This is a genomic window from Mycobacterium sp. 2YAF39 (genome assembly GCF_052114565.1).
GTDB lineage: Bacteria > Actinomycetota > Actinomycetes > Mycobacteriales > Mycobacteriaceae > Mycobacterium.
This window is the reverse complement of the sequence record NZ_JBFREZ010000002.1, coordinates 719918-734372: the sequence shown is the minus strand read 5'-3', so window position 1 is coordinate 734372 and position 14455 is coordinate 719918. Positions and strand designations below refer to the sequence as shown.

At 65.9% G+C, this 14455-nt stretch carries 13 protein-coding genes; 8 read left to right on the top strand and 5 right to left on the bottom strand.

What is annotated here, in order from left to right; all coding sequences use genetic code 11:
• Window positions 1–92: 92 nt before the first annotated feature.
• Window positions 93–1091 carry an acrylyl-CoA reductase family protein gene (locus AB4Z42_RS09060; protein ID WP_442008777.1) on the top strand — a complete coding sequence of 333 codons (999 nt, stop codon included), beginning with the start codon at window positions 93–95 and terminating at the stop codon, window positions 1089–1091.
• Window positions 1092–1106: 15 nt separating this feature from the next.
• Here AB4Z42_RS09060 and AB4Z42_RS09055 read toward each other — a convergent pair whose 3' ends face one another.
• Together AB4Z42_RS09055 and AB4Z42_RS09050 are read right to left on the bottom strand one after the other, a co-directional pair.
• On the bottom strand, window positions 1107–2318 hold the full coding sequence (locus tag AB4Z42_RS09055) for an acyl-CoA dehydrogenase family protein (protein ID WP_442008776.1): 1212 nt from the start codon (window positions 2316–2318) through the stop codon (window positions 1107–1109).
• A gap of 35 nt (window positions 2319–2353) precedes the next feature.
• Window positions 2354–3751: an acyl-CoA dehydrogenase family protein gene (locus tag AB4Z42_RS09050; RefSeq protein ID WP_442008775.1), complete on the bottom strand. Its 1398-nt coding sequence runs from the start codon at window positions 3749–3751 to the stop codon at window positions 2354–2356.
• 292 nt (window positions 3752–4043) lie between these two features.
• On the opposite strand from AB4Z42_RS09050, the gene AB4Z42_RS09045 reads away from it, so the two are divergent.
• Window positions 4044–5312, top strand: a complete 1269-nt coding sequence (locus AB4Z42_RS09045; protein WP_442008774.1) for an alpha/beta hydrolase — start codon at window positions 4044–4046, stop codon at window positions 5310–5312.
• On the opposite strand, the gene AB4Z42_RS09040 is transcribed toward AB4Z42_RS09045, so the two are convergent.
• The gene (locus tag AB4Z42_RS09040; RefSeq protein WP_442008773.1) at window positions 5258–6694 is read right to left on the bottom strand and encodes a WS/DGAT/MGAT family O-acyltransferase; all 1437 of its coding nucleotides are present in this window, start codon (window positions 6692–6694) and stop codon (window positions 5258–5260) included. The two genes, AB4Z42_RS09045 and AB4Z42_RS09040, sit on opposite strands and share 55 nt — an antisense overlap.
• Before the next feature lie 134 nt (window positions 6695–6828).
• On the opposite strand from AB4Z42_RS09040, the gene AB4Z42_RS09035 reads away from it, so the two are divergent.
• Both AB4Z42_RS09035 and AB4Z42_RS09030 read left to right on the top strand, forming a co-directional pair.
• Window positions 6829–8709, top strand: coding sequence for a CHASE3 domain-containing protein (locus AB4Z42_RS09035; protein WP_442008772.1), 1881 nt, complete (start codon window positions 6829–6831; stop codon window positions 8707–8709).
• Window positions 8710–8812: 103 nt separating this feature from the next.
• On the top strand, window positions 8813–9202 hold the full coding sequence (locus tag AB4Z42_RS09030) for a response regulator transcription factor (RefSeq protein ID WP_442008771.1): 390 nt from the start codon (window positions 8813–8815) through the stop codon (window positions 9200–9202).
• On the opposite strand, the gene hisN is transcribed toward AB4Z42_RS09030, so the two are convergent.
• Entirely contained in the window at window positions 9199–9981 is a 783-nt protein-coding gene (gene hisN / locus AB4Z42_RS09025) for a histidinol-phosphatase (protein ID WP_442008770.1), read from the bottom strand. The two genes, AB4Z42_RS09030 and hisN, sit on opposite strands and share 4 nt — an antisense overlap.
• Window positions 9982–10004: 23 nt before the next feature.
• Between hisN and AB4Z42_RS09020 the strand changes: the two genes are divergently transcribed.
• On the top strand, window positions 10005–10367 hold the full coding sequence (locus tag AB4Z42_RS09020) for a hypothetical protein (protein WP_442008769.1): 363 nt from the start codon (window positions 10005–10007) through the stop codon (window positions 10365–10367).
• Here AB4Z42_RS09020 and AB4Z42_RS09015 read toward each other — a convergent pair.
• Window positions 10364–11728 (bottom strand): FAD-dependent oxidoreductase, encoded by a 1365-nt coding sequence (locus AB4Z42_RS09015; protein WP_442008768.1) that lies wholly within the window; start codon window positions 11726–11728, stop codon window positions 10364–10366. The two genes, AB4Z42_RS09020 and AB4Z42_RS09015, sit on opposite strands and share 4 nt — an antisense overlap.
• Before the next feature lie 162 nt (window positions 11729–11890).
• On the opposite strand from AB4Z42_RS09015, the gene prfB reads away from it, so the two are divergent.
• From prfB to AB4Z42_RS09000, 3 genes are read left to right on the top strand one after another with little or no spacing between them, the layout of a single operon-like run.
• Window positions 11891–13006, top strand: a complete 1116-nt coding sequence (gene prfB, locus AB4Z42_RS09010) for a peptide chain release factor 2 (RefSeq protein ID WP_442008767.1) — start codon at window positions 11891–11893, stop codon at window positions 13004–13006.
• Window positions 12996–13976, top strand: a complete 981-nt coding sequence (locus AB4Z42_RS09005) for a mechanosensitive ion channel family protein (RefSeq protein WP_442008766.1) — start codon at window positions 12996–12998, stop codon at window positions 13974–13976. Before prfB ends, AB4Z42_RS09005 begins: the two co-directional genes overlap by 11 nt.
• Window positions 13973–14437 (top strand): hypothetical protein, encoded by a 465-nt coding sequence (locus tag AB4Z42_RS09000; RefSeq protein WP_442008765.1) that lies wholly within the window; start codon window positions 13973–13975, stop codon window positions 14435–14437. Before AB4Z42_RS09005 ends, AB4Z42_RS09000 begins: the two co-directional genes overlap by 4 nt.
• Window positions 14438–14455: the final 18 nt, after the last annotated feature.

Genomic DNA, 14455 nt, shown 5'->3' with positions numbered 1-14455 from the left:
CGGCTCGCCCGGGTGATCGGGGACTTTTGCGTTCCCCTACTCCCCAGCTTGCGCGTGGGCCCATCGGTGTGGGCCCAGGCAGAATGAGTTGCATGTCTGAAGTCAACGCGCTGGTCGCACATCAGGACGCCGAGGGATCCATCACGCTGGAGCACGAGGTCGTCGACACGTCCTTCCTGCCCGACGGCGACGTGCAGATCGCCGTCGAGTACTCGGGGATCAACTACAAGGACGCGTTGGCCATCACCCCGAAGGGTGGTGTGGCGCGGGAGTACCCGCTGATTCCCGGTATCGACGTCGCCGGAACGGTGACCGCGAGCTCGTCCTCCGACTTCGCCGTCGGCGACCGCGTCGTCGCCCACGGGTACGACATCGGCACCGGTCGCCACGGGGGCTACGCCGACACCGCCCGCTACCCGGCCGAATTCGTCGTGAAGCTCGACGAGTTGACCACGGCGCAGGCCGCCGCCATCGGTACGGCGGGATTCACTGCGGCGATGAGCGTCAACGCGATTCGCGCGGCGGGGGTCCAACCCGCGGACGGCCCGATCCTTGTCACCGGCGCGACGGGGGGAGTGGGCAGCGTCAGTGTCGACCTGCTGGCAGGCCTCGGGTACGAGGTGGTCGCGTCGACGGGCAAGTCCGACGCGCACGACTGGCTGATGGCACTGGGCGCCACTCAGGTGATCGGCCGGCTGCCCGCCGAGGGCGAGAAGGTCCGGGCACTCGGCAAGTCGCAATGGGCCGGAGTAGTCGACAGCGTCGGCGGTGACACGCTGGCCTACGCGCTGAGCACCTTGAATTACGGTGGTACAGCCGCAATTTCAGGCCTCGCCCGATCGGCAGACCTGCCGACGACGGTGATGCCGTTCATCCTTCGCGGTGTGACGCTGGCGGGTATCGACTCGGTTCAGCTGCCGATCGCCGCGCGCCGCGAGGTGTGGCGCCAGCTCGCCGGCGAGCTCAAGCCGGGTCACCTCGAGGAGATCACCAACGACGTCTCGGTGCTCGAGGCGCCGCACACGCTGCGCACCATCGTCGGCGGCGGCGTCACCGGCCGGACCCGCGTCGCCGTGCACGACGGGTTCTGAGCGCGCGGAAAGCGTTTACTTCAGTTCGGACGACGACAGGCCCAGCAGCCGTCGAGCCACCACCAGCTGCTGAATCTGTTGCGTGCCTTCGAAGATGTCGAGGATCTTGCTGTCGCGGGCCCACTTCTCGAGCAGCGTCTGCTCGGAATAGCCTACGGTGCCTGCCAATTCGACCGTCTTGAGCGTGATGTCGCTGGCGACGCGACCGGCCTTGGCCTTGCCCATCGACGCTTCCTTGGAGTTGGGGATGTTGTTGTCGGCCTGCCAGGCGGAGCGCACCATCAGCAGATACGCCGACTCCCAGTCCGATTCCATCCGCAGGAACTCCGCGACGGGCGCGCTCTGCGCGTGTGAGGGCTTGTCGTAGGAGATCTCCACACCGGCCTGGGTGAGGGTCTTGCGCAACTCCTCGAGTGCGGCGCGGGCGATACCGACGGCCATCGCGGCCACCACCGGACGGGTGTTGTCGAAGGTCTCCATGACCCCGGCAAAACCCTTCTCCACCTGGATCTCCGGGCTGCCCAGCAGGTTCTCTTTGGGGATACGCGCGTTGTCGAAGCGGATGGCCGCGGTGTCGGACGCCCTGATGCCGAGCTTGTCCTCGAGGCGCTCGACGGTCACTCCGGGGTGTTCGCGTGGGACGATGAACGACTTGATCGCCGCGCGGCCCAACGACTTATCCAGCGTCGCCCACACGACGATATGGGTGGCGCGGGACCCGGCGGTGACGTAGATCTTCTCGCCGTTGATGACGTACTCGTCGCCGTCGAGCTTCGCGGTGGTCGTCACTGCGGCGGAGTCGGAGCCGAAGCCCGGCTCGGTGATCGCCATCGCCGCCCACACGTCGTTGCCCAGCCCTTCGAGCTGTTCACGGGTGGCGACGCTGGAGATGGCGGCGTTACCGAGGCCCTGGCGCGGCACCGAGAGCATCAAAGCCACGTCGCCCCAACTGATTTCCATCACGTTGAGCACGGCCGACATGTTGGCGCCGTTGTGGTTGGTGTCTCTGGCCTCACCGGCTGCGAACGCCTCGGCGCCGGCGAAGGCGACGGTGTTGGCCTGTGAGATGCCCTCAAACAGGGTGGCCAGCGTGTCGAGTTCGACGGGATACTCGTGCTCGCGCAGATCCCACTTGCGTGAGATCGGTCGCAGCATCTCGGCGGCACCCTGATGCGCCTTCTCGATCACCGCTTCGAGCTTCTTCGGCAGTTCCAGATTGATTGCCATGGTCCGACTTTCGGGTCTAAGGAATAACGACTCTGTTAAATAATTACGATGCCCTCGGCGACGCCGATCGCGCGAAGGTCGCGGTACCAGCGTTCGACCGGGTGTTCCTTGGTATAGCCGTGGCCACCGAGCAGCTGGACGCCGTCCAGCCCGATCTGCATGCCCTTGTCGGCGCCGAGTCGCTTGGCCAGCGCCGCCTCGCGGGCGAACGGCAGCCCCTGGTCGGCGCGCGAGGCGCCGCGCCAGGTGATCAGCCGCAGACCGTCGAATTCGATCGCCATGTTGGCGCACATGAACGCCACGGCCTGCCGGTGCGCGATCGGCTCGCCAAATGCGTTCCGCTCCTTGACATATGGCACCACGTAGTCGAGTACCGCGTGCGACGTGCCGACGGCCAGTGCCGCCCATCCCAGGCGTGACAGCGCGATGGCTTCCGAGTAGTCCGCATCGGTTGCCTCGTCCTCGCCGAGGCGCGCCGACAGCGGCACGGTGACGTGGTCGAGCTCGACCTGTCCGAGTGCCGCCGCGCGGATCCCCATGCTCGGATCGGCGGTGACGGAGACACCCTTCGACGACGATTCGACGATGAACAGCGCCGGCTTACCGTTGAGTTGTGCTGCCACGATGAACAATTCGGCGTTGGCGGCAGCAGGCACCAGCGATTTGACTCCGTCAAGGCGGTAACCGCTCGGGGTGCGCACCGCGGTGGTCTTGAGTGCGGTCGGATCGAACAGCGGGTGCGGTTCGGAGATCGCCACGCACGCCTGCGGCACGTTCTCCCCGGCGAACTCCTTCAGGTACGTCGCCTGCTGATCGGCGCTGCCCCAGTGGGTGAGCGCCGACGCGACGCCGGCGGGCGCCAGGATCGGCAATGCGAGTCCCATGTCGCCGTAGGCCAACGCCTCCGCGACCAGCACGTTGGTGACCGCTGCGCGATGGGCGGCAATTCCGTCGAAGTCCTCGGGGACGTTGATCGCCGTGATGCCGAGCTCGGAGGCCTTGGTGACCAGGTCGGGCGGATAGGTCGCGGAGTGGTCGGCATCGTGAGCGGCCGGGCGGATGACCTCCTCGGCGAACTCGCTCACCGTGTCGACGATCATCTTCTGCTCGTCGTCGGGGGTCAGATCGAAGTAGTCCGTCCCGCTCTTCTTCAACCGCGTCGGTCCACTTTTGGCGCTGGATACGCGCTTGAACTGGCGGGTCGCCGCACCGGCGACCGAAAACGCCTGTTTGACCCCGTACTTCAGGCCGCGATTGAGGGGGTCCCGCAGGTTGTAGCGGTCCAGGAATTCCTGGCCGACCAGCGGCGTGACGATGGCCAGGCCCAGGTCTGTCGCGGAGCGCTTGTGCTTGCGCAGGCCCACGGCGCTTTCCTTGTCCGCACGCTTTCGACGTGGTGTGGCACCGTTTTTCGGGGGCAGGGTGTTGGTCATTGCGATTGCCTCGCTCTGGGGTTGTCGTTCGCGCTTTCGGAACTGACTCCAGAGTAAGGTATGGGAACTGACCTTCGAGTAAGGTAGCCGCTCCTGTTGTCTAACTCACAGGTGAGAGCCTTTCTCGGCAACGACGCCCCGGCAGTGTCAGGCAATCTTTCAAACTTTGCTGAGCATGATGTATGCCAACACCCGCGATCCCGGCGTAGCATGCGAACACCAGGCAAATTAGCTGATAACGGTTTCGTCAATTTGGATTTGCAGAGGGTGGGGCTGGCATATGTTTCAGGACATGGATCTCCCGCGAGGCTCCAGGCAGGTCGGGCGGAAAATACGCGCCAACGCGAACTGGTTGTTGCACGCGAAGCCCGAGGATTACCTCATCGCGGCCGGTGCCGCCTCATCGCATTTGCCGGTCATCGGCCGCTACCTCGAACCGGTTGGCGGCATGGCTGCACTGAGCGTTTGGGGCGCTCGCTATCTACCGGACATGATGTCGTCGGCCAAGGGTCCGCGGGGCCCAGGCGAGTCCACTCGCCGAGCCAACGCGCCTGCGCTGGCCGATCTGGTCACGGCCGGGCTGTGTGGCGTCGTGTCCGGCGAAGCGCTGGCACGGCGTGGGCCCATCGCCGACTGCGGCACGCCATGGCGGACTGCGGGCCGACAGCGACGGTTCGTCCACCGCGCGTCTGTTCCGTACGGCGACGAGCCCGGTCAGCTGCTCGATGTCTGGCGGCGCGACGACCTCGAGGGGCCCGCCCCGGTGCTCGTCTTCGTACCCGGAGGTGCGTGGGTGATCGGCAGTCGGGTGCTGCAGGGCCACGCTTTGATGGCACATCTCGCCGAGCAGGGCTGGGTGTGCGTTTCGCTGCAATATCGAACGAGTCCCCGGTACCGCTGGCCGCGTCAGATCATCGACGTGAAGACCGCGATCGCCTGGACGCGCGCGAATGTCGACCAATTCGGCGGCGACCGTACGTTTGTGGCTGTCGCGGGTTGTTCGGCGGGCGGACATATGGCGAGCCTGGCGGGACTGGTACCCGACGAAGAGCAATGGCAGGCGGCGGTGACGACCGACTGCTCGGTCGACGCGGTCGTCAGCCTCTATGGCCGTTACGACTGGGAGGACCGGTCGACGCCCGAACGCGCACGGTTCATGGACTTCCTCGAGCGGGTGGTGGTCAAGCGCCCTCAGCGGCGTAAACCCGAGGTGTTTCGGGACGCGTCGCCGGTGGCCCGAGTGCACGCGCAGGCGCCGCCGTTCCTCGTCATCCATGGCGACCGTGACGGGATCATCCCGGTAGGGGAGGCGCGCCACTTCGTCGAGCGCCTACGTGGCGTGTCGGCCAGCCCCGTCTGCTATCTCGAGTTGCCGGGTGCGGGGCATGGGTTCGATCTCACCGATGGCACGCGCACGAGCGCCGCGGTACGGGCAATCGGCCTGTTCCTGAATCACATTCATCGCAGCAGGCTGCACAGCGAGTCGATGCTGCCTGCGGAGAACGGTCAGTCCGCCGTTGCCAAGAGCTCATCGAAAGCTGCCTGCATGCAGTCGGCGTAGTGGGCCGGGTCGGGCAGTGCGTCGCGGTCCGCGGTGACTCCCATCGAGACCGCTCCGTTGTAGCTCGCGATGACATGGAAGAGGTTCATTCCGCCGATCAGCGGTCCCAGGCCCGTGACGCGGACAAGGCGTGCGCCCGCGAAGTAGATCGGGTCCGCAGGGCCTGGAACATTACTGACCGTGGTGTTGGCGATCGCGGGACCGCTGAACGGCATCGCCGACGCCGCCTTGACCGTCAGCCCGAGCAACGTGGTGGGCACCAGCCCCACAAGCTCCATCAGCTGGCTTGAATTCGACGTATCGGAGTTTTCGCGGAACGCGGATGCCTCGGCCACGATCGACAACAGCCTGGCGTGCGGGTCCGGCGTATCCGTCTGCAGCGACTGCAATCTGCCGAACAGCCGGTTTCCACCGGCGCCTTTCTCACTCGAGTCGCGGATGGACGCGGGGCAGGCGGCCACGAGTGTCTCGTCCGGCAGCTCGTCATGGTCTTCGAGGTAGCGCCGCAGCGTCCCGCCGACGTAGGCGACCGCCACATCGTTGATCGTCGCCCCCGGCACGCTCGCCTTGATGCGTTGGAAGTCCGCGAGCTCGTGGAAGCGGGCCTCGAAAACCCGGTGAGGTGAGGCGGAACCGTTGAACCTGGTGTTCGGTGCGAACAACGAGCCCGACCGAGGGTCCAATGCTGATGCGACCCCACCGGCCAGTCTTGCCGGTAGCCCGGCCAATTGGCGGACGGCTCGCAGTGCACTGGGGACGACGACGCCGCCTGCGCGCAACGGGTACTGCGCGATATTGATCGCGGTCCTCGAAACCAGAGTCGCCGTTGACGGCATTTCGCCTGGCGCCCAGGGTGTTTCGGGAGGTGCAGGCCGGGGGCCGTCGGCTGCGAGGTCGTGCAGGGCGGCGAGCAGTTCGACGCTTTCCATCCCGTCGGCCGCGCAATGGTGCAGTTTCACGCCCACCGCGAACGATCCCGGCGCGACACCGGGTACCGAGTTCAGCCCTTCGATGACCGTCATCTCCCACGGTGGGCGACGCAGGTCGATCTGCCGCGCATGGATGCGTGCGATCTGGATGCACAGCTGGCGCCAGTCTCCCGGCTGCGGCAGCGCGATGTGGCGGACGTGGTACTCGAGATCGAAGTTGGGATCGTCCACCCAGTACGGCATATGCAGGCCGCCGGGGAGCTCGGTCAGCCGCCGCCGGAAGGTCGGCGCGAGGTGCAGGCGGCTCTCGATCTCTTCGAGGATGCCCTTGAAGGTGACCCGGCCGCCCGGCGCCGTTGCCGGGTCGTAGATCAACAACATCTGAATCTGCATCGGCGTCTCAGGCCGCTCGGCGCGCAACATCATGTCGTCGGTCCAACTCAGTTGCTGCACGCAGAACCCCCCAATCGTCGCCCCGACGCCGTCAGGCTACGCGGTGCACGGAGGCCACGTCAGGTATGCCCATTCACAGGAACAGGCTCACACTGCATACTCGCTTAGTTGACCCTTAGTCCGAGGTGGACCGCGTGCGCGGCGGATTGATAACACGGTTGATCGTGGTGACGGTGGCGCTTGCCGTTATCGTCACCTCCGCTTTCCTGTTCCTCCTTTTCGCGATGGCACGCGTGGACCGAGCCAGGGACGTCGCAGTGAATTCCGCGGAGGAGGCGTACGCGGCACGCGATGTCCGGCGCGCGCTGGGCGACATGGAGACCAGCGAACGGGGATTCCTCATCACCGGGCAGGAGAGTTTCCTCGCGCCGTGGGAGTCCGGCAGGCAGCGGATCTCGGAACGACTCACGAAGTTGCGCACGATCGTCGACGACCCCGAGCAGGCCAAGCGCGCCGAACAACTCGAACGGGACTCGCTGTCCTACCTGAACGACTATTCGGTACCGATCGTCGACGCCGCGCGCCGCGGCGAACCGTGGGTGCGCGGCCTTCCCGCGAGTGAAGACGGCATGAGACGGATGGATTCCCTTCGACGTCTGCTCGACGACTTTCTGTCGACCGAGTACGCCGAGAGCTCCGAACAGCAGGCCAAGGCGGACAGCCTGTACCGACGGGCAACCGTCGTCGCAGGCGCCAGTCTGGTCCTGTCGGTCGTGGTGACCGCGCTGAGCTCCGTCTATCTGGCGCGCGAGGTCGTCAGCCCGGTCCGTCGCACCGCCCGGATGGCCGAACGTCTGGCTGCCGGCGAGCTGGAGGCCCGTGTGCCGCAGACAGGCACTGGCGACATCGGGGTGCTCGAGCGCAACTTCAACTCGATGGCGGAATCGCTTGAGCACAACCGCGCCGAGTTGGGGCGCCTCAACGACGAACAGACCGCCCTGCGGCACGTCGCGACGCTCGTCGCCGAGGGTCGGCCCTCGCACGAGGTCTTCACCGCAGTCGCGAACGAGATCGGGCTGCTGGCGCGGGCCGACATCACCAGACTTCTGCGGTTCGAGTCAGACGGCACCGCGACGGTTTGCGGAACGTGGGCGCGCACAAGCGATCCCGTACCGGAAGGTGCCCGAATCGACATCGGTGCGACCGTTGCCGCGCACGTCCGTCAAACCTGGATGCCTGCCCGCCGCACGGAGGTCTCGCCGCCGGACCTGCCCGAGGGCACCTACTCCGCGGTCGGCGCACCGATCATCGTCGGAGGCACGCTGTGGGGTGCGATCACCGCACTGTCGGATATCGAGCGCCCGCTTCTGGAGGACACCGAGGTCCGGATGGGGGAGTTCACCGATCTGGTCGGCACGGCTATCGCCAACGCGCAGGCCCACTCCGACCTGATGGCATCGCGTGCGCGCATCGTGGCGGCGGGCGACGAATCGCGGCGCCGCATCGAACGGGATCTGCACGACGGCATCCAGCAGCGGCTCATCACGCTCGCGTTGAAGCTGCGCACCATCGAGGCGGACCTGCCCGAGGCATCGCCGGTACGGGAGCCGATGGCGGCGCTCGACGCCGAAATCATCGAGGCCGTCGAGGATCTACGTGAGGTGTCGCGCGGTATCCATCCGGCGATCCTGTCCGAAGGTGGCCTCGGGCCGGCGCTTCGGGCGTTGGCCCGCCGATCCGCTGTGCCGGTCGAGTTGGATCTGCATGTCGAGACGCGTCTCGCGTCGACCGTGGAGGCGGCGGCTTACTACGCCGCGGCCGAATCGCTGACGAACGTCGCCAAGCATGCGAACGCGTCGGTGGTCGAATTGAGCGCTGTGCTGGGAGACGGCCACCTGCACATGACGATTCGCGACGACGGTGCAGGGGGAGCGGACGCGTCGCGCGGCTCGGGGCTCATCGGACTGATCGACCGCGTCGAGGCGCTGGGCGGCACCTTGGTGTGTGACAGTCCGAAAGGTACGGGCACGACGGTTCGAATCGACCTTCCCGGGGGTATGCCGGATGCGGGCTGAAATCACGGCCCGGCAGATTTCCCTGCGCAGTATTGGTTAGCCCGTCTGACAAATTGCAGCTACCCGGAATGTCATTGAAGCGATCGATCGGCAGACTTTGATCATGGAATCCGGGGCAGTTGATGTCCGCTGCGTGATTGTTGATGACAATCCCGGATTTCTCGTCACGGCCGCCAAATTTCTTGACCGCCGCGGAGTTTCGGTCGTCGGATATGCGACCTCCTCGGCCGAGGCGCTGGAGTGCGTGCAGAAGCAGCAACCCGACGTCACGATCGTCGACCTCAAGCTGGGCGAGGAAAGCGGATTCCGGCTTGCCGAGCAGATCATGAACGGCCCCGTGCCGACGAAAGTGATCCTGACGTCCACCCACTCCGAAAGTGAGTACGGCGAACTGATCGCCGCCAGTCCGGCGCTGGGCTTCGTCCGCAAGGAGCACCTGTCGCCGGAGGCGATACGAGGCATGCTCGACGGTGCGGCCGACCCGCGAGGTTAGCCGTTCAGCCTGCTCAGCACGGCGTCGTGCAGCTGGCCGTTGGTGGCGACCGCGCTGCCGCCGTGCGGACCCGCTGTCCCATCGAGGCCCGTGAACGATCCGCCTGCCTCGCGCACCAGGATGTCGAGCGGCGCAAGATCCCACAGCTTGACCTCCGGCTCGACGGCGATGTCGACCGCACCCTCGGCGACAAGGCAGTAGGACCAGAAGTCGCCATAACCACGGACCCGCCACACCTCATCGATCAGGTTCAGGAATCGTGGGCGCAGCTCGTCCCAGCCGGTGGTCAGGTCGGAATACGTCAAGCTCGCCGAGGAGATGTGCTCGACGCCTGACACCGAGATGCGCCGGCTCTGGCCGCCGAACGACGTGAACGCACCTTCTCCGCGGCCGGCCCACCACCGGCGGTGCAGTGCGGGAGCGCTGACGACGCCCACGACGGGGACGCCATCGTCGAGCAATGCGATCAGCGTGGCCCATACCGGTACGCCGCGCACGAAGTTCTTGGTTCCATCGATGGGGTCGACGACCCACTGGCGGCCGGCGAAAACCGCTGTGCCGCCGAATTCTTCGCCGAGGACGACATCGCCGGGCCGGTTCTCCGACAACGCCTGACGAATCAGTTCCTCCACCGAGCGGTCGGCATCGGTCACGGGGGTGAGGTCCGGTTTCGTTTCCACCCGCAGATCGAGTGCGCCGAAACGATCCATTGTCTGCGCGTCGGCCGCCTCAGCCAGTTGCAGTGCGAAGGTCATGTCATCGGCCACCGTCGTACTCATGTGTGACGTCCTACCATGTCGGTGTGTGGGAAATCGCGATGGTCCTGGTGATGCTCGGGGTACTCGCGGCCATCGCGGCCCCCTGGATCATGAGGCGGCGCGGCGCAGGTAGCGACTGGATGCAGGGTCAGCTGCTGGTCACCGGCGTCAGCCCGCGGCCCGACGACCTCACCGGAGAACAGTTCGTCACGATCACGGGTGTCATCAACGGACCGACGGTCAACGAGCACGTGATCTATCAACGCCTCGCGGTCGACGTCGACCAGTGGCCCACGATGTCGCAGCTCTTCCCCGTCGTCTACTCGCCGAAAAATCCGGACAACTGGAGATTCGCACCGACCGCGGCCCCGCCACAGGCGCCGGCACCGGGGCCTGAGATCTACTAGCCGTGGCCGATGCGCAGCAGGTCGGCCACGCTGGTCAGCTTCACCCGCGGTCGTCCGTGGGGCTCACCGGATGAGCGTTCGTGTTCGTTGATCAGCTTCCAGTGGTCATCGGTGACCACCTTGGGCTGACGTTCCACCAGCCATTCCGCCAGCCGCTCGGCGTGGTCGTCGCCGAATTCAGCCAGCGAGGCGCCGGAGAGATCCGCGATCAGGGTGTCGACGGTCTCCTGCGAGTCGCTCTTGTTGCTGCCGATGACGCCCGTGGGGCCGCGCTTGATCCAGCCGACGGCGTACTCGTTGCGACTGCCCTCGATACGGCCCGCGGTGTGCGGAATCGTGCCGCTGCGGTCGTCGAACGGCAGCCCTTTCAATTCGACGCCGCGGTAGCCGACGGCGCGCACCACCAGCTGAGCCGGCACCTCCTCCCGTTCGCCCGTGTCCCTGGCTGAGACTCGCCCGTTCTCCTCGATCAGTTCGTTGCGGCCCAGCACGATCGACTCGACTTGGTCGGTGCCCTTGATCTCGATGGGCGAGGTGCGGAACCGGAACACGATCCGGCGCTTGGCGCCCTTCGGGCTCTGCTCGGCGTAGCCGCGCAACACCTTGATGTTGTTCTTCACGGTCTTGCCGGCAGCCTCGAGATCCTCCTCGGTAATGTCGGCGAAGTCCGCGGGGTCGGTGATCACGTCGACGTCGCCGAGGCCCTCAAGGTGACCGAGTTCGCGCAGCTCCAGCGTGGTGAACGGAGCCTGTAGCGGTCCGCGCCTGCCGATGATGAGGACCTCTTCGACGCCACGGTCGTGCAGGGACTGCAGTGCGTGGTCGGCGATGTCGGTGGCCGCCAGGATGTCGGGATCGGTGACCAATATCCGCGCGACGTCGAGCGCGACGTTGCCGTTACCCACAACAACGGCGCGACCGCTCGAAATATCGGGCGCCATTTCCTGGAAGTGGGGGTGGGCGTTGTACCAGCCCACGAAGTCGACTGCGGGCACGCTGCCGTCCAGGTCCTCGCCGGGGATGCCGAGCGCCCGGTCGGACTGGGCGCCGACGGCGTAGATCACCGCGTCATAGCGTTCGGCGAGCTCGGCGGCGTGCACATGGTCGCCGACGACGATGTTGCCGAAGAACCGGAACCGGGGGTCCAGCGCCGTCTTCTCGAATTGGGCGCTGATCGACTTGATCTTCGGATGGTCGGGGGCAACACCGGAGCGCACCAACCCCCACGGGGTCGGCAGCATCTCCAGCATGTCGACGCGGACATCCGCATCGTCGGTGGCGTCTGCGAACTTCAGGAGCGAAGCGGCGGCGAAGTAGCCGGAGGGGCCCGAGCCGACGATCGCCACGTGATATGGGCGCATGGATACCTTTTGTCGAAGGTGTGTCGCTGCCCGGCCACGCGCAAGGGGCTGTCGCGTCATGGCAGGGCTGTTGCCATCTCCGATGCTAAACGGGCACGCTGCCTGATCGCCGCTAGTCAGGGATAACTGTGTCGGGATCTCTCACAGGTACCCTGAATTCCCGTGGATCCCGACCGGCAAGCCGACATCGCAGCACTCGACTCCACCCTGACCACGGTGGAGCGGGTGCTCGACGTCGAGGGCCTGCGTGTCCGGATGGAAAAGCTCGAGCACGAGGCCTCCGACCCCAACCTGTGGGACGACCAGTCCCGGGCGCAGAAGGTCACCAGCGAGCTGTCCCACACCCAGGGCGAGTTGCGCCGCGTCGAGGAACTCAGGCAGCGCCTTGACGACCTGCCCGTGCTCTACGAGATGGCCGCCGAAGAAGAAGGTGCAGGTGCCGCGGAAGCGCAAGCAGAAGCCGACACCGAGCTCAATAAGCTGCGCGAGGACCTCGAGGCGATGGAAGTGCGCACGCTGCTGTCCGGCGAGTACGACCAACGCGAGGCGCTACTGAACATCCGCTCCGGCGCGGGCGGCGTGGACGCGGCGGACTGGGCCGAGATGTTGATGCGGATGTACGTGCGCTGGGCCGAGCAACACAACTATCCGGTCGAGGTGTTCGATACGTCCTACGCCGAAGAAGCCGGAATCAAGAGCGCAACCTTCGCGGTGCACGCGCCATACGCCTACGGCACGTTGTCGGTGGAGCAGGGCACACACCGGCTGGTGCGGATCAGTCCGTTCGACAATCAGGGCAGGCGTCAAACATCTTTCGCCGAAGTGGAAGTGTTGCCCGTCACCGAAACGACCGACCACATAGACATTCCCGAGGGCGACGTACGCGTTGACGTGTACCGATCCAGCGGACCGGGCGGTCAGTCGGTGAACACCACCGACTCTGCGGTTCGACTCACGCACATCCCAACCGGTATCGTGGTCACTTGCCAGAACGAGAAGTCGCAGTTGCAGAACAAGGTCTCGGCAATGCGGGTTCTCCAGGCAAAGTTATTGGAGCGCAAGCGTTTAGAAGAGCGCGCCGAGATGGACGCCTTGAAGGGCGACGGCGGAAGCTCATGGGGCAATCAGATGCGCTCCTACGTATTACATCCGTATCAAATGGTAAAGGACTTGCGCACCGAGTACGAGGTCGGTAATCCGGCCGCAGTGCTCGACGGTGATATCGACGGATTCCTCGAGGCCGGAATTCGTTGGCGCAATAGACGAGATGACGAATAGCAACCTGACCGCACTCGCCCTGGCCGACCGGTGGACCGGTTTCTGGCAGGGCAGCATCGGCGTCTGGCTCCTCGAAAGAGGCGTGCCGATCGGGCTTTACCTGATCGGCGGCTTGCTGGCTGCCCGGTTCATCAACTGGTTCGCGCGCCGAGTCGTTCGGCGCATCGACGCCGAGTACCAGGAAACCGACCAGCTGGTGCGCACGGAGAGTGCCAAGCACCGCCAGGCCGTCGCATCGGTGATCTCGTGGGTGACGGTCGCCCTGCTCTTCGTCATCGTGACGATGCAGATCACTTCGATCCTCGCCATCCCGGTCGGATCCTTGGTCGCGCCCGCCGCGGTGCTGGGCGCCGCCCTCGGCTTCGGCGCGCAGCGCGTCGTCCAGGATCTGCTCTCCGGGTTTTTCATCATCACCGAGAAGCAGTACGGCTTCGGTGACCTGGTGTCGCTCACCGTCACCGGTATCGCGCTGCCCGCTGAGGGCACGGTGGAGGATGTCACCCTTCGCGTTACCAAGCTGCGCTCCAGCGAGGGCGAGATGTTCACGATCCCGAACGGTCAGATCGTCAAGACGGTGAACCTGTCCAAGGACTGGGCACGTGCCGTCATCGACATCCCTGTGCCGACGTCGGCGGACCTCAACGTCGTCAATGACCTGCTCCACGGCGTTGCCAAGAAGGCGATGGAGGATCCGGGGCTGAGCGCGCTCCTGCTGGACCCGCCGCAGTTGATGGGTGTGGAGAGCATCGAGTTGGATACCGTCAACCTGCGGATGGTGGCCCGCACCCTGCCAGGCAAACAGTTCGAGGTCGGCCGCCGGATTCGTGTTCTCGTGGTCCGCGCGCTGCGCGGCGCGGGCATCGCGGCGACAGCTGACGGCTCCGCGCCGATGGTGGGGGCCATCGTGCATCCCGCGACATCGGGCGGCGCCGAGGACGAAACGCAGGGCCCGCCGGAGGACCGGAAATGACCTCTTGGCTGAAGGTGAAGCTCGGCGGCAAGATTCGGGTCTCGACGGCCGTGCTCGTCGTCGCGTTCATCGCGTTGTTCTGGGTGTATCACAATCTCGAGCCCACTCGCGCCGTCCCGGAGGCGCCTGCGCCTGCGGTCGTGCCCCCTGGGTTCGTGCCGGACCCGAACTACACATGGGTGCCGCGTACCAACGTGCGACGGCCCAAAGAGCCTGAGGAAACCACCACCACCACTACGACGACCACGACAACGACCACCACCAGCCCGACGGACACCACGAGTCCGACATCGCCGACCAGCCCGACGTCGCCGACGACCAGTCCCACGTCACCGACGGAAACCACCCCGGCCGGGCCGGTGGTGGATCCGGACGGTTCGGGCCCGCTGGGGCCGATCACCCTGCCTCCGGTGCCGACGGTGCCCGGACTGACACCGACGACTACATCCTCGCCCGGCTAGGGCGAAAGAGTCCCCCCG

Coding starts and splice junctions, on each gene's coding strand:
- AB4Z42_RS09055 (WP_442008776.1), bottom strand. CDS start 2,318: ATGGCAATCAATCTGGAACTGCCGAAGAAGCTCGAAGCGGTGATCGAG.
- AB4Z42_RS09060 (WP_442008777.1), top strand. CDS start 93: ATGTCTGAAGTCAACGCGCTGGTCGCACATCAGGACGCCGAGGGATCC.
- AB4Z42_RS09015 (WP_442008768.1), bottom strand. CDS start 11,728: ATGCGCCCATATCACGTGGCGATCGTCGGCTCGGGCCCCTCCGGCTAC.
- AB4Z42_RS09030 (WP_442008771.1), top strand. CDS start 8,813: ATGGAATCCGGGGCAGTTGATGTCCGCTGCGTGATTGTTGATGACAAT.
- AB4Z42_RS09005 (WP_442008766.1), top strand. CDS start 12,996: ATGACGAATAGCAACCTGACCGCACTCGCCCTGGCCGACCGGTGGACC.
- hisN (WP_442008770.1), bottom strand. CDS start 9,981: ATGAGTACGACGGTGGCCGATGACATGACCTTCGCACTGCAACTGGCT.
- AB4Z42_RS09050 (WP_442008775.1), bottom strand. CDS start 3,751: ATGACCAACACCCTGCCCCCGAAAAACGGTGCCACACCACGTCGAAAG.
- AB4Z42_RS09000 (WP_442008765.1), top strand. CDS start 13,973: ATGACCTCTTGGCTGAAGGTGAAGCTCGGCGGCAAGATTCGGGTCTCG.
- AB4Z42_RS09045 (WP_442008774.1), top strand. CDS start 4,044: ATGGATCTCCCGCGAGGCTCCAGGCAGGTCGGGCGGAAAATACGCGCC.